Origin of the sequence: Pinisolibacter sp., assembly GCF_036782435.1 — a bacterium.
GTDB lineage: Bacteria > Pseudomonadota > Alphaproteobacteria > Rhizobiales > Ancalomicrobiaceae > CALBKH01.
Genome location: NZ_DAIPZB010000003.1, coordinates 39,680 through 55,947, shown reverse-complemented (window position 1 = coordinate 55,947; position 16,268 = coordinate 39,680). Strand labels below are relative to the sequence as shown.

17 protein-coding genes are annotated in these 16,268 nt (G+C 67.8%); 6 read left to right on the top strand and 11 right to left on the bottom strand.

The features are described 5' to 3' along the window. Positions 1 to 17 precede the first annotated feature (17 nt). Positions 18 to 662, bottom strand: coding sequence for a DsbA family protein (locus tag V7Q42_RS01925; protein WP_333822039.1), 645 nt, complete (start codon positions 660 to 662; stop codon positions 18 to 20). Positions 663 to 849: 187 nt separating this feature from the next. Next, positions 850 to 1,392, bottom strand: coding sequence for a DUF721 domain-containing protein (locus V7Q42_RS01920; protein ID WP_333822037.1), 543 nt, complete (start codon positions 1,390 to 1,392; stop codon positions 850 to 852). 94 nt (positions 1,393 to 1,486) lie between these two features. On the opposite strand from V7Q42_RS01920, the gene mutY reads away from it, so the two are divergent. Continuing rightward, positions 1,487 to 2,578 carry an A/G-specific adenine glycosylase gene (gene mutY, locus V7Q42_RS01915; protein WP_333822036.1) on the top strand — a complete coding sequence of 364 codons (1,092 nt, stop codon included), beginning with the start codon at positions 1,487 to 1,489 and terminating at the stop codon, positions 2,576 to 2,578. A 17-nt stretch (positions 2,579 to 2,595) separates the two neighbouring features. Here the strand turns inward: mutY and V7Q42_RS01910 are convergent, their stop codons facing one another. Further along, entirely contained in the window at positions 2,596 to 3,018 is a 423-nt protein-coding gene (locus tag V7Q42_RS01910; protein WP_333822035.1) for an acyl-CoA thioesterase, read from the bottom strand. 187 nt (positions 3,019 to 3,205) lie between these two features. Here V7Q42_RS01910 and V7Q42_RS01905 point away from each other — a divergent pair, with 187 nt between their 5' ends. After that, the gene (locus tag V7Q42_RS01905) at positions 3,206 to 4,198 is read left to right on the top strand and encodes a hypothetical protein (RefSeq protein WP_333822034.1); all 993 of its coding nucleotides are present in this window, start codon (positions 3,206 to 3,208) and stop codon (positions 4,196 to 4,198) included. A 96-nt stretch (positions 4,199 to 4,294) separates the two neighbouring features. Here the strand turns inward: V7Q42_RS01905 and V7Q42_RS01900 are convergent, their stop codons facing one another. Continuing rightward, positions 4,295 to 5,449, bottom strand: a complete 1,155-nt coding sequence (locus tag V7Q42_RS01900; RefSeq protein WP_333822033.1) for a site-specific DNA-methyltransferase — start codon at positions 5,447 to 5,449, stop codon at positions 4,295 to 4,297. A gap of 192 nt (positions 5,450 to 5,641) precedes the next feature. On the opposite strand from V7Q42_RS01900, the gene V7Q42_RS01895 reads away from it, so the two are divergent. Together V7Q42_RS01895 and V7Q42_RS01890 are read left to right on the top strand one after the other, a co-directional pair. Further along, positions 5,642 to 6,310, top strand: a complete 669-nt coding sequence (locus V7Q42_RS01895; RefSeq protein ID WP_333822032.1) for an HAD family hydrolase — start codon at positions 5,642 to 5,644, stop codon at positions 6,308 to 6,310. An 83-nt stretch (positions 6,311 to 6,393) separates the two neighbouring features. Continuing rightward, complete coding sequence (locus V7Q42_RS01890; protein WP_333822031.1) at positions 6,394 to 7,875, top strand: AMP nucleosidase; 1,482 nt, start codon at positions 6,394 to 6,396, stop codon at positions 7,873 to 7,875. 316 nt (positions 7,876 to 8,191) lie between these two features. Here the strand turns inward: V7Q42_RS01890 and V7Q42_RS01885 are convergent, their stop codons facing one another. Continuing rightward, a complete protein-coding gene (locus V7Q42_RS01885) occupies positions 8,192 to 8,530 on the bottom strand; it encodes a hypothetical protein (RefSeq protein ID WP_333822030.1) in 339 nt (112 codons plus the stop codon). Positions 8,531 to 8,783: 253 nt separating this feature from the next. On the opposite strand from V7Q42_RS01885, the gene V7Q42_RS01880 reads away from it, so the two are divergent. After that, positions 8,784 to 9,032, top strand: coding sequence for a hypothetical protein (locus V7Q42_RS01880; protein WP_333822029.1), 249 nt, complete (start codon positions 8,784 to 8,786; stop codon positions 9,030 to 9,032). Positions 9,033 to 9,170: 138 nt separating this feature from the next. Here V7Q42_RS01880 and V7Q42_RS01875 read toward each other — a convergent pair whose 3' ends face one another. Then, positions 9,171 to 10,025, bottom strand: coding sequence for a tRNA1(Val) (adenine(37)-N6)-methyltransferase (locus V7Q42_RS01875; RefSeq protein WP_333822028.1), 855 nt, complete (start codon positions 10,023 to 10,025; stop codon positions 9,171 to 9,173). Beyond that, complete coding sequence (locus V7Q42_RS01870; protein WP_333822027.1) at positions 10,022 to 10,252, bottom strand: putative signal transducing protein; 231 nt, start codon at positions 10,250 to 10,252, stop codon at positions 10,022 to 10,024. Before V7Q42_RS01870 ends, V7Q42_RS01875 begins: the two co-directional genes overlap by 4 nt. A gap of 291 nt (positions 10,253 to 10,543) precedes the next feature. On the opposite strand from V7Q42_RS01870, the gene V7Q42_RS01865 reads away from it, so the two are divergent. Next, positions 10,544 to 11,563 (top strand): polyprenyl synthetase family protein, encoded by a 1,020-nt coding sequence (locus V7Q42_RS01865; protein ID WP_333822026.1) that lies wholly within the window; start codon positions 10,544 to 10,546, stop codon positions 11,561 to 11,563. A 162-nt stretch (positions 11,564 to 11,725) separates the two neighbouring features. Here V7Q42_RS01865 and V7Q42_RS01860 read toward each other — a convergent pair whose 3' ends face one another. The 4 genes from V7Q42_RS01860 to ppdK form a co-directional block, all read right to left on the bottom strand. After that, positions 11,726 to 12,016: a type II toxin-antitoxin system RelE/ParE family toxin gene (locus V7Q42_RS01860; protein ID WP_333822024.1), complete on the bottom strand. Its 291-nt coding sequence runs from the start codon at positions 12,014 to 12,016 to the stop codon at positions 11,726 to 11,728. Beyond that, the gene (locus V7Q42_RS01855; protein WP_333822210.1) at positions 12,013 to 12,258 is read right to left on the bottom strand and encodes a CopG family ribbon-helix-helix protein; all 246 of its coding nucleotides are present in this window, start codon (positions 12,256 to 12,258) and stop codon (positions 12,013 to 12,015) included. The genes V7Q42_RS01860 and V7Q42_RS01855 overlap by 4 nt, the downstream gene beginning before the upstream one ends. Positions 12,259 to 12,632: 374 nt before the next feature. Beyond that, positions 12,633 to 13,151 (bottom strand): hypothetical protein, encoded by a 519-nt coding sequence (locus tag V7Q42_RS01850; RefSeq protein WP_333822022.1) that lies wholly within the window; start codon positions 13,149 to 13,151, stop codon positions 12,633 to 12,635. Positions 13,152 to 13,309: 158 nt separating this feature from the next. Further along, positions 13,310 to 15,976 (bottom strand): pyruvate, phosphate dikinase, encoded by a 2,667-nt coding sequence (gene ppdK / locus V7Q42_RS01845; protein WP_333822020.1) that lies wholly within the window; start codon positions 15,974 to 15,976, stop codon positions 13,310 to 13,312. Positions 15,977 to 16,268: the final 292 nt, after the last annotated feature.

Genomic DNA, 16,268 nt, shown 5'->3' with positions numbered 1-16,268 from the left:
GTCGCTCACCATCGGCCTCACTTCAGGTAGGGCGCCAGAGCCTTGTCGAGCTCCTCCTTGGTGGAGATGCCCTTGGAGGCGCGACCGTTGATGAAGAAGGTCGGGGTGCCGTCGATCTTGAACACCTCCGAGCCGCGCTTGCGGATCTCGCTGAGGTCGTCGAGCAGCTTCTGATCGGTGAGGCACGCCTTGAAGCTCTCGTCGGTGAAGCCGATCTGGCGCGTCAGATTGCGCAGCGCCGTCACCGGATCGTCGGTCCTCACCCACACCGTCTGCTGCTCGAAGAACAGCCCCAGCATGTCGAAGTACTTTTCCTTCGGCGAGCACCGGACCAGCATCGACGCCGCTGCGGCCAGCGGGTCGAGCGGGAACTCGCGATGGATGAAGCGGACCTTACCGGTGTCGATGTACTTCTCTTTGAGATAGTGGAAGACATTCTTGTGGAAGTTGGCGCAGTGGCCACAGGTCATCGACGAATATTCGACCACCGTGACCGGAGCATCGGCATTGCCGAGGATCATGTCCGGCAGCGGGCCGGGCTTCAACATCTCGGCCATGTCGTAGGCGCCCTGCGCGGCGGCCGGGCCGGCGGCGAGCGCGGCGGATCCGAAAGCGAGGAGCGCGGCGGAGCTTTCCAGGAAGCGGCGGCGGGAGGGCGTCACGGGCGAAATGTCCTCGAGTTGTCCGAAGGCTCGGAAAAAAGGCGGGACCTGTCCGTCCGGGCTCGTCCGAGAAGGTGCGGCCCGACACGTCGGCTCGCTCAATCAATAGCCCGATTGTGGCGAGACGTCGCCCCTCGCGCCGACCTCGCGCGATCGTTATCCGGGGAAAACCCGCGGTTTGCGCCCGTCATTTCGGCTTGCGCGAGCCCAACACCGCCCGGCCGAGGTCGATCAGCGCCCGTTTCAGGCCCTCGTCCTCGATCTCGGCGGTGATCTCGGCGACATGCGCCTCTTGGGCGGCGGAAAGGGCGGCGAGCCGCGGCGGCCGGGCGACCGCCGGCCGGTGGATCGGCTTCTGCACGATCTTCAGCCGCGCGACGGCGGGAAAGCCGAAGACGGCGTTGATCCGTTCGACGACGGTCGGCGCTTCGTGCTGCAACAAGAGCGCCCGCGAGCCCTCGCAGCGCACGATCAGGACAGCCGGTTCGAACCCCTGCTCGCCGCCGTCGTCGAGGCGGCGCGGCCAGGAGAGCCGCTCCGGCTGCGTCACCTGGGCGAACACCGGCCCGACGATGTCGGCCCAGTTGCGAAAGAGATCGGTGGAGGCGAAGCCGCGCTTCTTCGCCGCCGGCTTCAGCGCATCGCCGACGAGATCGGCGACGGCGCGCGCTCCGCGCCGGCCGCGCGGGCGAGGAGAAACGTCGTCGGTCGGATCGTGGGGTGTCGACATGGGGCGGACGATGGACGCGGTCTCTGCCGGAAACAAGGCCGCGGTTCCGCCTCACCCCCTTTTCCCCGCGCCGTCCCCACGTTACCTCCGATCCATGCCCGCCTTCGACCCCGCCCACCTCCTCGCCTGGTACGACCGCCATCACCGCCGCCTGCCGTGGCGGGTGAGCCCGGTCGATCGAGCCGCGGGCGAAATCGCCGATCCCTATCGGGTGTGGCTCTCCGAGATCATGCTGCAGCAGACGACGGTCGCCGCGGTGAAGAGCTACTTCGAGGCCTTCACCGTCCGCTGGCCATCGGTCACCGATCTGGCGCGTGCCGACGAGACCGAGGTGATGAAGGCCTGGGCCGGCCTCGGCTACTATTCGCGCGCCCGCAATCTCCACGCCTGCGCCCGCGTCGTCGTCGCCGATCACGGCGGCCGCTTCCCCGAGACCGAGGAGGGCCTGCGGGCGCTGCCCGGCGTCGGCCCCTACACCGCCGCGGCGATCGCCGCCATCGCCTTCGATGCGCCTGCGACCGTGGTCGACGGCAACGTCGAACGCGTCGTCGCCCGCCTCTTCGCCGTGGAGGCGGAGATGCCCACGGCGAAGCCCGAGTTGCGCCGCCTCGCGGCGACGCTGACGCCGATCGAACGACCCGGCGACTTCGCGCAAGCGATGATGGATCTCGGCGCCACCGTCTGCACCCCGAGGAAGCCGGCCTGCGCGCTGTGCCCGTGGTCGGAAGGCTGCGCCGCCCGCGCGCTCGGCTCGCCCGAGACCTTCCCGCGCCGCGCTCCGAAGGCGGCTCGGCCGACCCGCACCGGCACGGCCCATGTCGCGGTGCGCGCCGACGGCGCGGTGCTGCTGCGTCGTCGCCCGCCGAAAGGTCTCCTCGGCGGCATGAGCGAACCGCCGGGTTCGCCGTGGCGCGAGGTCGGTGCGGCCGAGCCCGACGGTGATGCCGCCGCGCATCCGCCGCTCGCCGGCGCCTGGGTGCGGATGCCGACGCTGGTCGAGCACACCTTCACCCATTTCCACCTGCGCCTCGTCGTCCTGCGCGCCGACGTCGCCGCCGATGCTCCAGCGCCGGACGGCCACTGGTGGTCGCCGCCCGACGAGATCGCCGGCGAGGCGCTGCCGACGGTCTTCCGCAAGGCGATCGCAGCCGCCCACGACGGCACGCCGCCGCGCCGGGGAAGGTGAGGGGAGGCCACGCCGCTTCAGCCGGCGCGGTAGGCGCTCAGCTTCTCGATCGCGCTCTCCGACAGGGGCGTCGAGCGCCGTGTCGTCTCGTCGGTCAGCACCACCACCGAGATGCCGCGCGCCGCCAGCACCCCGTTCTGGAACACCGCCTGCTCGAGCGACATCGACGAGCGGCCGATCTTGGCGACGCGCGTGCCGATCTCGACCGTGCCCGGCCAGTTGATCTCGGCGACGAGGTCGATCTCCAGCCGCGCCAACACCAGCGACTGACCGGGCGCCAGGAAATCGCCGCCGCCGGCGAGCAGCATCTCGACCCGCCCGGTCTCGAAGAAGGTGGCGAAGACGGCGTTGTTGACGTGGCCCTGCCGGTCGGTGTCGCCGTAGCGCAGCTTGTCGAAGGTGCGGGCGGGGAAATCGTCGAGGGTCGGAAGCGTGGTCATGCGGATCCCGGATCGAGGAACGGCCGCGAGGGCCGTGGTGTCGAAACGATAGACGAGGCCGACCGGCGCGTCTGCCGTCCGGTTCGCAGGGCAGGGTCACGCCGCTCCGCCGTCGCGGCGTTCATCGAAGCGTCGTCGATGCCGCCGAGGATGCCGCCACGCTTTTCCCCCTCCTGGAGATGACACGATGCGTCGCCTCGTCCTCGCCGCCGCTCTCGCCGTCGCCGCCGCTTCCCCGGCTGCGGCCGTCGATGTCGGCGGTCCGCATTCCTTCGCCTTCGTCGCCCTCGGCGACATGCCCTACAAGCTGCCCGACGACTATCCGCGTTTCGAGGCGCTGATCGCCAGGATCAACGCGCTGAAGCCGGCCGTCTCCATCCACATGGGCGACATCAAGGCGGGCTCGACCGTCTGCTCCGACGAGACCTTCCGGAAGGTCGCGGACGAGTTCGCCATGTTCGACGGCCCGCTGGTCTACACCGTCGGCGACAACGAATGGACCGACTGTCATCGCGAGAAGGCCGGGAGGTTCGACCCGAACGAGCGCCTGAACAAGGTCCGCGAGATGTTCTTCGCCGCGCCGCAGTCGCTGGGCAAGAACCCCATCGCGCTCGAGCGCCAGTCCGAGCTGATGCCCGACGTCAAGGCCTGGGACGGCAAGCTCTTCGTCGAGAACACCCGCTTCGTCATGAACGGCGTGATGTTCGTCCAGCCCAACATCCCCGGCTCCAACAACAATTTCGAGACCCGCGGCCTCGACAACGTCAAGGAGTTCTTCGCCCGCGACGAAGCCAATCAGAAATGGCTCACCGCCGCCTTCGAGAAGGCCGTGGCGGACAAGCTCGGCGCCGTGGTGATCTCGCTTCAGGCAGAGATGTGGGACATCAAGCAGTTCGAGCCGGACGTGCCGCTCGCCTCGGGCTTCGTCAAGACGCTGAAGACCATCGAGAAGCAGGCCAAGGCCTTCGGCAAGCCGGTGCTCGTCATCAACGGCGACGCCCATTTCTTCCAGGTGACGCCGTTCTACGGCACTGACATGAAGCCGGTTCCGGGCATCACTCGCCTGCAGGTGCCGGGCGAGAAGATCGTCGGCGCGGTGCGGGTGATCGTCGATCCCGACGACGCCGACAAGCCTTTCGCCTTCCAGGAGATCGCCCAGATCCCGCCGGCGAAGAAGTGACACCGCGACGCCGAGAGGCATCGTGACGAAAGCGAAGCCCCCGGGGTCCGGCCCCGGGGGCTTCGTCGTTTCGTTCCGAACCGTGGGCGGATCGCCTCAGCCGGCTTCGCCCATCGCGGTGCGCATCTGCTGTCTGAGTTCGTCGATGACCATCGGTACGCCGTTGCGGGTCACGTGCCAGAAGGTCCAGCCGTTGCACGCCTCGGCCTCCTGGACCAGCGCGCCGATCCGGTGGATCGAGCCGGTCCGCCCCAGCGCCTCGAGGCTGCCGTCGACCCGGACGCGGGCGAGGTGACGCCCCTTGGGTCCGTAGAGGATCTCGCCGGCCTCGATCAGCCCGGCCTCGATCAGCGCACCGAAGGGCACGCGGACCTCCGCCTTCTTGCCCTTGGCCATCTCCAGCGACGCCGCGTCGTGCGGCACCACCGCGTCGATGCGGGTCCGCGCCGCCTCGGCATAGGTCGCGTCGCGCTCGATGCCGACGAAGGAGCGGCCGAGCTTCTTCGCCACCGCGCCGGTGGTGCCGGTGCCGAAGAACGGGTCGAGCACCACGTCACCGGGGTTCGACGAGGCGAGCATCACCCGGTGCAGCAGCCCCTCCGGCTTCTGGGTCGGATGCACCTTGTCACCGGCGTCGTCCTTCAGCCGTTCGCCGCCCGAGCAGATCGGGATCGTCCAGTCCGACCGCATCTGCGTGTCTTCGTTGAAGGCCTTCAGCGCGTCGTAGTTGAAGGTGTATTTCTTGGTGTCCTGGTCGCGACCGGCCCAGATCAGCGTCTCGTGGGCGTTCTGGAAGCGCCGACCCTTGAAGTTGGGCATCGGGTTGGTCTTGCGCCACACCACGTCGTTGAGGATCCAGAAGCCGAGGTCCTGGAGAATGGTGCCGACGCGGAAGATGTTGTGATAGCTGCCGATCACCCAGATCGTGCCGTTCGGCTTCAACACGCGGCGCACCGCGAGCAGCCAGGCGCGGGTGAAGGCGTCGTAGGCCTCGAAACTGTCGAACCGGTCCCACTCGTCGTCGACGGCGTCGACGAGGCTCTGGTCCGGCCGATGCAGGGTGCCCGCGAGCTGGAGATTGTAGGGCGGATCGGCGAAGACCAGATCGACCGACTTCGCCGGCAGTTTCTCCAGTTCGGCGACGCAATCGCCGACGAGGATGCGGTCGAGATGGGGATGGAGTGCCGAGGCCTCACGTGAAGAGAGGTCAGGCGAGCCCGTTCGGGCCGTCCGGATACGCGACTGGGGCATGAACGTACTCGCCTGATACGCGGCTACTGAACGCTACTCGATGGCGTCATGGTTACCGATCGCGGTAAAGGGCAGGTAAAGGGCGAGGCGACGGCGCGACGAACGGGATAACCCGTATCTCGCCCCTTCCCGGCGCACCGGCGCGCTCCTAAAAGAGAAGAGATCTCCGCCAACCGAACGAGTCGGATCTTCATGCTCGTCATCTTCGACTGCGACGGTGTGCTCATCGACAGCGAGATCGTCGTCGCCCGGCTCGAAGCCGAGGCGATGACCGGCCTCGGCCTGCCGATCTCCGTCGAGACCGTCTGCGCCCGCTTCGCCGGCACAACCACGAAGGAAGTCTGGGAGACGATCGAACGCGAACTCGGCCGTCCGCTGCCGGCCGGATTCCTCGAGGCTCATCTCGCCCGTGTCCGCGAGGTCTTCGCCCGCGAGCTGAAGCCTGTGCCGGGCGCCCACGCCATGGTCGAGGCGCTCGATCTGCCGTGCTGCGTCGCCTCCTCGACCCGCCTGCCGGCGCTCATCGACAACCTCGCCACCTGCGGTCTCGCCCATCTCTTCGACGGGCGCATCTATTCGGCGAGCCAGGTGAAGCGGGCCAAGCCCGCCCCCGACATCCTGATGTACGCCGCCTCGCAGATGGGAGCAGATCCGGCCGACTGTCTGGTGATCGAGGATTCGGTCGCCGGGGTCACGGCGGCGCGCCGCGCCGGCATGGAGGTCGTCGGTTTCGTCGGCGGTGGCCACGTCACCGCCGGTCTCGCCGACCGACTGCGCGCCGCCGGCGCTGCGGCGACCTTCGCGAAACACACCGACCTGCCGCGGATCCTCGCCACGCATCTGCCGCGTGCCGCGGCGTGAACGCGAGGCCGGCGCTCGGACGAGACTTCGGAAGAGAAGAAGTGGCGGTCGACCGGCGGCGCGCCGGAGGGGAGGCAAGGCGCATGTCGAACGGACCCGTCGACACTCCGAAGGGACGTCCCTTCGAGATCTTCACCGAGGCGACGGCCGCGGTGGCGCGGCTGATCGCGCTCTACGACGAGGCGATCGCCTTCCTCAACAGGCGCTTCCGCGAGGTGCTCGACGGCGAGGCCGTCGAGGGCCGCATCCGCGCCTTCTATCCGGAATTGCGCATCACCATCGACACCCACGCCCGCCTCGACAGCCGTCTCGCCTTCGGCTACGTCCAGGCCCCCGGCGTCTATGCGACGACGGTGACCCGGCCCGACCTCTTCGCCCACTATCTCGAGGTCCAGATCGGCCAGCTCCTCGCCAACCACGGCGTCGGCGTCGAGGTCGGCTGGTCGGCGGTGCCGGTGCCGATCCATTTCGCCCTGCGATCCGACGAGGGCCTGTCCTTCGAGGCGGCCGAACGGCTCGACCGGCCTCTACGAGACCTCTTCGACGTCCCCGACCTCGCCGTCACCGACGACGCCATCGTCAACGGCACGCTCGAGGTCGCCGCCGGCGAACCCGGCCCGCTCGCCCCCTTCACCGCACCGCGCGTCGACTATTCGCTCCACCGCCTCGCCCACTACACGGCGACGAAACCGGAGCATTTCCAGAACTACGTGCTCTTCACCAACTACCAGTTCTACGTCGACGAGTTCATCGCCTATGCCCGCGCCGCGGTCGACGACCCGGCGGGCGATTACGAGGCCTTCGTCGAGCCCGGCAATCTCGTCTGGAAGCGCGGCGCGTCCGAACCGGTCGAGGGCGCCGCGCCGCCACGCCTGCCGCAGATGCCGGCCTATCACCTGACGCGCAAGGGCCATTCCGGCATCACCATGGTCAACATCGGCGTCGGCCCCTCCAACGCCAAGACCATCACCGACCACGTCGCGGTGCTGCGTCCGCACGCCTGGGTGATGCTCGGCCACTGCGCGGGCTTGCGGAATTCACAGAAGCTCGGCGACTACGTCCTCGCCCACGCCTATGTGCGCGACGACCACGTCCTCGACGCCGACCTGCCGCTGTGGGCGCCGGTGCCGGCGCTCGCCGAAATCCAGGTGGCGCTCGAACAGGCGGTGGCCGAAATCACCGGCCTGACCGGCTGGGAATTGAAGACGGTGATGCGGACGGGCACCGTCGCCACCATCGACAACCGCAATTGGGAGCTCAGGGATCAGCGCGAACTGGTCGAGCGCTTCTCCCAGTCGCGTGCCATCGCCCTCGACATGGAATCGGCGACCATCGCGGCGAACGGCTTCCGCTTCCGCGTCCCCTACGGCACGCTGCTCTGCGTCTCCGACAAGCCGCTGCACGGTGAATTGAAGCTGCCCGGCATGGCGAGCGAGTTCTACCGCCGTCAGGTCGGCCAACATCTGCGCATCGGCATCCGCGCCATGGAGAAACTGCGCTCGATGCCGGCCGAGAAGATCCACTCCCGGAAGCTCAGGAGCTTCGAGGAAGTGGCCTTCCAGTGAAGAGCGTTGGTTTGGGATTGCCGAAAGGCGGGATTCCGGTAGCTCCGGCGCCTCGAATTCGGCCATCGTCCCCGGCGAGCGCGACGCGCGAGGGAAGGGGACCCATCGGCCTCTCGACCTGTTGAAGAGCCGCTGGATCCCCTTCCCCTCCGCTTCGCGTCCCACCGGGGATGGCGGCCCGTGGTTCGGTCGAGTTCGGCGGTGGTCGCGACGCTGCGGACGGATCGGCTCGACCCCGCGAAGGTTCCGCGGGCGCTTTGCGATACGCGCGATCCTCTCGCGGAGGTCCCGGCCGACCGGGACCTCCAGGGTCTGCTCACTTCGCCAGATCGATCGCGCCGTAGCAGTCGGGGCCCTTCCACTGGGCGGTGACGTGCTTCGCCGTCACCTTGCCGGAGAAGGTGACCGGACCCTTGGTCGCGGTGAAGCTGCCGTCCGCCTTGACCGTCCCGCTGCCGGGCATGCCGACGCCCTCGTAGACCGCGCCGTCGAGACGGATGTCGGAGCCCGAGACGATGGCGTTCATCGAGGTGACGCCGGCGCAGACCGGATCGCGCCCGCCGGCCACCGACGAAGCGCCGCGATAGACGCCGTCGGCGGCCGCCGGCACGGCGGCGAGAACGACGGCGGTGAGAGCGAGAACGGTCGAACGCATGAGTCTCGGATCCTGATCTGGCGCCCGGCGGGCGAGGAGTTCGGCTCGAGAGTTTAGAACATTTTCTCCGCCCGTGGTCACCGTCTGCGATCGAAGACCGTGGAAATCCGGAGGGTCACGGTGCGCCGGCCCGGCCACCGGGCGGCGGAGCGCCCGGTGGCCGCGCCGATTTTCGCCGCCGGTGATCTCGCTCATGGCGCGTCGGGCGCGACGGTGCGACCATGCGCATCGTTCGGGTGAGAGGAGTGAGACCATGACCCCGAAGATGAAGATGATGACCCTGGCGGCAGCGACCGCCGTCGTGATGGCCTTCTCGACCGGCGCCGCCAACGCCTGGGCCTGCCACGCCAAGAGCCGTCTCGGCGAGGGCTGGGGCTATTCGCCCGACCGGCGGACGGCGCAGCAGGAAGCCAAACTCAAGTGCCAACTGACGACGCCGCGGCGGATGTCCTGCCGTATCGTCTCCTGCCGCAACGTCGGCCCGCGTTTCCTCGGTCGGTGAACCGTCCCGTCGTGTTCGGCTCCCGACATTCGGAAGCGTCCGAATGCCGTGAACGTCGCGGCCCGACCGGACGATGCCCGGCCGGGCCGTCTTCGCACCAGGGACCCTCGACCCGGTCGAAACATCATCGGATCCGCCTTACGCGCGCTCGGTGAGATCCTCGCGGCCGCCGCCGAGCCCGGCGGTTCCGCGCAGCACGGCGTCGGCCTGCGGCAGATAGGCGTTGGAGCCGGCGGGATGGAGCACCAGCCCCGGCAGCACCGCCGGCCGGGCGCGCGATCCCTTGACCGCCGTGACCAGCAGCCGGTGCGCCGGCGCGTCCTCACGCGGATGGATCGGCCGGATCGATGCCGCGCCGAAACGGCCGGCGAGGGCCGCGACGATCTCGCCGAGCCCGCCGCCCTCGAAGATCAGCGACAGCCGCCCGTGCGGCCGGAGCGTCGCCGCCGCCACCCGCACCCAATCGGCGAGCCCGCCTTCCGCGAGCACATGCGCCGCGGCGCGGCCCTGGCGCGGCGAAGCCCGAACGGCGCCGGGCGCATGGAACGGCGGATTGCAGACGACATGGGCGGCGCATTCGCGCGGCAACACCGCCTCGCGCGCCTTCGCCGGGCCGAGCAGGTCGACGGCGATCGTCTCGACCCGGCCGACGAGGCCGTTGCGGACGATGTTCGCCTCCGCCAGCCGCAGGACCTCCGGATCGCGCTCGGCGAGGCGGACCTCGAGCCCCGGTGCTCCCACCGCCGCCGCGAGCCCCGCCGTCCCCACCCCGGCGCCGAGATCGACCAGCAGCCCCGACGCGCCGTCGGCGACCGTCGCGGCGAGGAGGATGGCGTCGAGCCCGGCGCGATGGCGTCCCTTCGCCGGCTGCTCGACGACGAGACGGCCGTCGAGGAAGCGGTCGATCGTCGTCGCCGACGTGGCGGGGGCGCCGGGGGTGCTGACGTCGCCCGCCGACGACGGCGGCGAAAGGGGGGAGGGATCGCGCGTCACGCCGTCGCGGGCCTCAGTTCGTCGCCGAGCCCGGCATCGACGAGCAGCCGGCGGGCGCGGTCCACCTCGTCGGCATCGACCAGGACGCGGCGCGCGAAGATGCCGATCGACCCCTCCAGTACCGACATGTGGCGATCGGCGACGAAATGGACGATGCCCGCTCCGGCGAGCAGCGCTTCGACGGTGGCGATCAGGACCGGATCGTTGGAGCGGATCAGTTCTTCCATCGGCGCCTCTCTCGGATCGATCCTAGAGCATGCCTTCATGTGAGGGAATCACCACGACGCCCCCTCCGTCGGCCCTGCATCCGGCGCGTTTCCCCCGTGCCGACCTGTCCCTTGTGAGCGCCCCCGCCCCCGCCTATGCTCGCCCGTCGCCTCCGAACCGGTCCGAAGACGTCGGCGGAGGGACGGAAGCACTTGCTTTCGGATAGTGACGGCGGCTGCCGAGGGATGGTATCGCGCGAGGCGGAAGGTGCCGACCGCGACCGGTGGGCCGGTGAGTGGGAGTGGTTCGACGTGGGCGTGGTGGTTTCTCTCGAAGACGGCAAGAAGCGTCCGGAAGCCTCGATCGAGCCCCTGGTGCGGCTCGTCACCGGCGACATGGACCGGGTCAACGCACTCATCCTGTCGAAGGCCGGTTCCGACGTCACCATGATCCCGGAAGTGGCCAATCACCTGATCTCGTCGGGTGGCAAGCGGCTCAGGCCGATGCTGACCCTCGCCGCCTCGCAGATGTGCGGCTACGGCGGCGACGATCACATCAAGCTCGCCATGGCGGTCGAGTTCATGCACACCGCGACGCTCCTCCACGACGACGTCGTCGACGAGAGCGACATGCGTCGCGGCAAGCTCGCCGCGCGCAAGCTGTGGGGCAACCAGGCGAGCGTGCTGGTCGGCGACTACCTGCTCGGCCAGGCCTTCCGCACCATGGTCGAAACAGGCAATCTCCAGGCGCTGCAGATCCTCTCCGACGCCGCCGCGATCATCGCCGAGGGCGAGGTGATGCAGCTCGCCGTCGCCAAGAACATGGCGACCACCGAAGACGAATATCTCGCGGTGATCCGCGCCAAGACCGCGGCGCTGTTCTCCGCCGCCGCCGAGCTCGGCCCGGTGGCCGCCGGCCGCCCGCGCGACGAGGAGGCGGCCTTCCGCTCCTACGGCAACAACCTCGGCCTCGCCTTCCAGCTGATCGACGACGCCCTCGACTACGGCGGCTCGTCGGCGGCGCTCGGCAAGAACGTCGGCGACGATTTCCGCGAAGGCAAGATCACGCTCCCCGTGGTGCTCGCCTATCGCCGCGGCTCCGACGAGGAACGCGCCTTCTGGAAGCGCTGCCTCCAGGACGGCGCGGCCGAGGACGCCGATCTCGTGACCGCGATCGAGTTCCTCCGCAAGCACAAGGCGATCGAGACCACCGTCGAACGCGCCCGCCACTACGGCGCCATGGCGAAGGACGCATTGGCCCCGTTCAAGGACGGCGCCCACAAGCGGGCGCTGTTGGACGTCGTAGACTTCTGCGTCAGCCGGGTTCATTGAGGGGGGGCCCGAGCGCGGCTACGACCCGGCGTAGGGCGGAATGGGCGCAGCCGTAATTCGCCTTCGGGCGTGGCGATGGTCATGACCCGTCTCGGCCAATGAAGGCGAGCGGCGCAATTCGGCATCGCCAATTATGCCTACGGCTCCGAGCTTTACGCTCTCTTACAGGCTATCCGGCCATTTCTGGGCCGTATGAATCACGGTGAGGATCTCGACCGAGGTCGGCCTCACGCGATACGGCACGATGTAGGGGATATCGGCGAACACCAGTTCTCGCGTCCCCTCGATTCGCCCGACCCGTCCGATGGCGGGTTGGTCCCCCAGAAGCTCCACCCCGGAGATGATGCGGGCCACTACGCGGGCCGCCGCCGCGGGGTCGTCCTGCATGATGTGGGCGCCGACAGCGTCCAGGCGCCGGACGGCTCGTCTCGTCCAGCGGATCGCCCGTGTCATCCTTCGCGTCCCGATGTCACGTATTTCGCGGTGACGCGAGCGAGATCGTCTGCCGACGCGAACTCACCGCGATCGGCTTCCGCGATCCCGGCCTCGATCTCGGCGATCTGCCACTCTTCGCGGGCGAGATAGTCGTCGATCGCCTGCGCTGCCAAATACGAGCGCGGCCGGTCGAGCTTCTCCGCCAGCAGATCGAGCCTGCGAGTCTTGTCGTCGTCGAGACGCACGGTGAAGGCGGCCATGGCGCGGAGGTTCTTATTGGTTCTTAGCGGTTCTCGGCGATTATCAGCGAACCTCAGCGGTGCGTCAAGACGGGGCCGCGCCTCGGTCCGGAGCGGCATCGCCTCATGGAACCGGCGCCATTCGGTCAGGAAGACTGCGCCCCGGAGACCCTTCTCCCGCGAGGGGAGAAGGAAGACGGGGGCTTCCCGAGGCGTTACGCGAACCGGATCGTCGACGGGCATTACCAAATGCCTCGCTCTTTTGATCGAAGTCAGGGCCGCGGGTTGCGAGCCTATGCCGGAAAGAATGACCGGAAGCGATAGGCTAACAAGTCACTTGAGGCGTCGAGAGCCATGATACGGATGGCGCGACCGGACTCGTGGATGTGTGTACGTTACAGCGTGGTTCGTATGATGAAATCTGCGGGCGACAGCGCTTCTCTTGCTTCCTCTCCGTGTAAATCTTGGCGAAGGGTTTGGATCAAGAAGCCGAGATGCTCTTCCATTGATGAATATGGCGTCTTGCTGGTCTGCATGGCGGTTAGGAATTCGCTTGTCGCTCGCACCACTGTTGGAGACCCTATCACCCAAAGTCGGCGCATCTCTGCGAGAATTTCCTCGGTCTTTCCAGGGTCCCGCTTTTCGACTGTCAACGCCGGAAGTCTTTCGATAATAGCTTGGTAGGTCGCGTTGCGGCGCTCCCAGTCCGCGGCTGCTTCCTCTGCTCGCAGCTTGCGTTCCGACAATTTCTTGTCGAACTCGAATCTTCGCTCCGCAAGATCACGCTCAGCGTCAATTTTGTTGGTCTGGAGTGACGCCATGGCTTCCCTATTCATGGCTGCAACTATCATAGAAATGATACCTGATACCACTGCCGCCACGACCGCAGGGCCTATGAAAGAAGCCGGATCCATTGCAATTCTCCGCTTGTTGAGTAAAAAATGATATCACGCGAGAATAGGAATACGTTTTCTGGAAGTATGTCTCTTGGCAAATCCATATTCAACGCCATCCGAACGAAATCGGGGCGCCTCTCGGCGCCCCGTCTCGCTTCCTCCCGTGACTCTGTTCGTCACTTCTTGTGGATCAGCGCCGCCTGCGCCGCCGCCAGTCGCGCGATCGGCACGCGGAACGGCGAGCAGGAGACGTAGTCCAACCCGACCGTCTCGCAGAACTTCACCGAGGCCGGATCGCCGCCGTGCTCGCCGCAGATGCCGAGCTTGATGTTCGGGCGGGTCTTGCGGCCGCGCTCGGCGGAGAGCTCGATCATCGAGCCGACGCCGATCTGGTCGAGGGTGACGAAGGGGTCGTGCTCGAGGATGCCGGCCTTCAGATAGGCGTTGAGGAACTTCGCCGCGTCGTCGCGCGACAGGCCGAAGGTCGTCTGCGTCAGGTCGTTGGTGCCGAAGGAGAAGAACTCCGCCGTCTCGGCGATCTTGTCGGCGGTGAGCGCCGCGCGCGGCAACTCGATCATCGTGCCGACGTGATAGTCGAGCTTCACGCCCGTCGCCTTCGCCACTTCCGCCGCCACCGCGTCGATGCGGGTCTTGACGAAGTCGAGTTCCGACTTGATGCCGACCAGCGGCACCATGATCTCCGGCACCACGTGATCGCCGGTCTCCTTGCCCGCCTGGATGGCGGCCTCGAAGATCGCCCGCACCTGCATCTCGTAGATCTCGGGGAAGGTGATGGCCAGACGCACGCCGCGATGGCCGAGCATCGGGTTGAACTCGTGCAGCGCTTCGGCCCGTTCCTTCAGCTTGTCGCCGGAGACGCCCATGGCGGCCGAGACCTCGGCGATCTCCTCGTCGGTCTTGGGCAGGAACTCGTGCAGCGGCGGGTCGAGCAGACGGATGGTGACCGGCAGGCCGGACATGATCTCGAACAGGTCGACGAAGTCCTTGCGCTGCATCGGCAGCAGTTTGGCCAGCGCCTCGCGCCGCTCCTTCTCGGTGTCGGCGAGGATCATCTCGCGCACCGCGACGATGCGGCCCTCGTCGAAGAACATGTGCTCGGTGCGGCACAGGCCGATGCCCTCGGCGCCGAAGTTGCGGGCCATGCGGGCGTCCGCCGGGGTCTCGGCGTTGGCGCGCACCTTCATGCGACGCACCTCGTCGGCCCAGCCCATCAGCAGGGCGAAGTCGCCGGAGAGTTCCGGCCGCTGCATCGGCACCGCGCCGATCAGCACCTGGCCCTCGCCGCCGTCGATGGTGATGCGGTCGCCCCGCTTCAGCGTGACGCCGTCGGAGGTCATGGTGCCGGCGGCGTAGTCGATGCGGATCGAGCCGGCGCCGGAGACGCAGGGCTTGCCCATGCCGCGGGCGACGACCGCCGCGTGGGAGGTCATGCCGCCGCGGGTGGTCAGGATGCCTTCCGAGGCGTGCATGCCGTGGATGTCTTCCGGGCTCGTCTCGACGCGCACCAGGATGACCTTGCGGCCGGCCTGGGTGGCGGTCTCCGCCTCTTCCGAGGAGAAGACGATCTCGCCCGCCGCGGCGCCCGGCGAGGCCGGCAGACCGTGGGCGAAGACCTTGCGCTCGGCCTTCGGGTCGATGGTCGGATGGAGCAACTGGTCGAGACCGGCCGGATCGATGCGGCGGATCGCCTCTTCCTTGCTGATCAGCCCCTCGGCCACCATGTCGACCGCCATCTTCAGCGCCGCCTTGGTGGTGCGCTTGCCGATGCGGCACTGGAGCATCCACAGCTTGCCGCGCTCGACGGTGAACTCGACGTCCTGCATGTCGCGGTAGTGCTTCTCCAGCCGCTCGCAGATCGCCGCGAATTCGGCGTAGGCCGCCGGCATCACCGTCTCGAGGCTCGGCTTGTCGGAGCCGGCCTGCTCGCGGGCGTGTTCGGTCAGGTTCTGCGGCGTGCGGATGCCGGCCACCACGTCCTCGCCCTGGGCGTTGACCAGGAACTCGCCGTAGAGCGCCTTCTCACCGGTCGACGGGTTGCGCGAGAAGGCGACGCCGGTCGCCGAGGTCTCGCCCATGTTGCCGAACACCATCGCCTGGACGTTGACCGCGGTGCCCCAGCTCGCCGGGATGTCGTGCAGACGGCGATAGGTGACGGCGCGGGCGTTCATCCACGAGCCGAAGACGGCGCCGATCGAGCCCCACAGCTGCTGGCGCGGATCCTGCGGGAAGGGCTTGCCGAGTTCGCGCTCGACCAGCGCCTTGTACTCGACGATCACCGCCTTCCAGTCGGGCGCGGTGAGATCGGTGTCGAGGACGTAGCCGTGATCCTGCTTGTAGGTGTCGAGGATCTCCTCGAAGTCGTGATGCTCGAGGTTCAGCACCACGTTGCAGTACATCTGGATGAAGCGGCGATAGCTGTCGTAGGCGAAGCGCTCGTCGCCGGCGACCTTGGCGATCGCCTCCACCGTGACGTCGTTGAGGCCGAGGTTGAGGACGGTGTCCATCATGCCCGGCATCGAAGCGCGGGCGCCGGAACGGACCGAGACGAGAAGCGGATCGGCCTCGTCGCCGAAGTTCTTGCCGGTGATCTTCGCCATCTTGTCGAGTGCCGCGTCGACCTGAGCGGTGAGTTCGTCGGGATACTGGCGGTCGTTGGCGTAGAAGGCGGTGCAGACATCGGTGGTGATGGTGAAGCCGGGGGGCACGGGAATGCCGAGATTCGACATCTCCGCCAGATTGGCGCCCTTGCCGCCGAGCAAGGACTTCATCTCGGCGGTGCCTTCCGCCGAACCGTCACCGAAGGTGTAGACCCACTTGGTCATGCGACGTCTCCCGTCTCGAGATCGCAATGCTCCGCGGGAGCGACGAATCCGCTCCCGCCTGCCATTCGACTTTCGAGTGGTGGTTTGCATCCGCAAAGAGCCGCTGACAAGTCGTTTAACCGCATACACGGCATCGATGATCGCCCACTTCGCCGCGGCGGTCGGATACGCGTGACGCGTCACTGAAATATCTTGGAGACGGGACCGGAAATCGCATCCGTCGAAGAGCCTTCACAAGCGGACACAAACCCGCCATTCTCCCGACGTTCGATCGGGCGGTTCGGTCGGATCT

What these genes read in the sequence shown, in the direction of transcription:
- V7Q42_RS01920 (WP_333822037.1), bottom strand. Translation starts at nt 1,392, where the DNA reads ATGTCGACACCCCACGATCCGACCGACGACGTTTCTCCTCGCCCGCGC.
- mutY (WP_333822036.1), top strand. Translation starts at nt 1,487, where the DNA reads ATGCCCGCCTTCGACCCCGCCCACCTCCTCGCCTGGTACGACCGCCAT.
- V7Q42_RS01910 (WP_333822035.1), bottom strand. Translation starts at nt 3,018, where the DNA reads ATGACCACGCTTCCGACCCTCGACGATTTCCCCGCCCGCACCTTCGAC.
- V7Q42_RS01905 (WP_333822034.1), top strand. Translation starts at nt 3,206, where the DNA reads ATGCGTCGCCTCGTCCTCGCCGCCGCTCTCGCCGTCGCCGCCGCTTCC.
- V7Q42_RS01900 (WP_333822033.1), bottom strand. Translation starts at nt 5,449, where the DNA reads ATGCCCCAGTCGCGTATCCGGACGGCCCGAACGGGCTCGCCTGACCTC.
- V7Q42_RS01895 (WP_333822032.1), top strand. Translation starts at nt 5,642, where the DNA reads ATGCTCGTCATCTTCGACTGCGACGGTGTGCTCATCGACAGCGAGATC.
- V7Q42_RS01890 (WP_333822031.1), top strand. Translation starts at nt 6,394, where the DNA reads ATGTCGAACGGACCCGTCGACACTCCGAAGGGACGTCCCTTCGAGATC.
- V7Q42_RS01885 (WP_333822030.1), bottom strand. Translation starts at nt 8,530, where the DNA reads ATGCGTTCGACCGTTCTCGCTCTCACCGCCGTCGTTCTCGCCGCCGTG.
- V7Q42_RS01880 (WP_333822029.1), top strand. Translation starts at nt 8,784, where the DNA reads ATGACCCCGAAGATGAAGATGATGACCCTGGCGGCAGCGACCGCCGTC.
- V7Q42_RS01870 (WP_333822027.1), bottom strand. Translation starts at nt 10,252, where the DNA reads ATGGAAGAACTGATCCGCTCCAACGATCCGGTCCTGATCGCCACCGTC.
- V7Q42_RS01860 (WP_333822024.1), bottom strand. Translation starts at nt 12,016, where the DNA reads ATGACACGGGCGATCCGCTGGACGAGACGAGCCGTCCGGCGCCTGGAC.
- V7Q42_RS01855 (WP_333822210.1), bottom strand. Translation starts at nt 12,258, where the DNA reads ATGGCCGCCTTCACCGTGCGTCTCGACGACGACAAGACTCGCAGGCTC.
- V7Q42_RS01850 (WP_333822022.1), bottom strand. Translation starts at nt 13,151, where the DNA reads ATGGATCCGGCTTCTTTCATAGGCCCTGCGGTCGTGGCGGCAGTGGTA.
- ppdK (WP_333822020.1), bottom strand. Translation starts at nt 15,976, where the DNA reads ATGACCAAGTGGGTCTACACCTTCGGTGACGGTTCGGCGGAAGGCACC.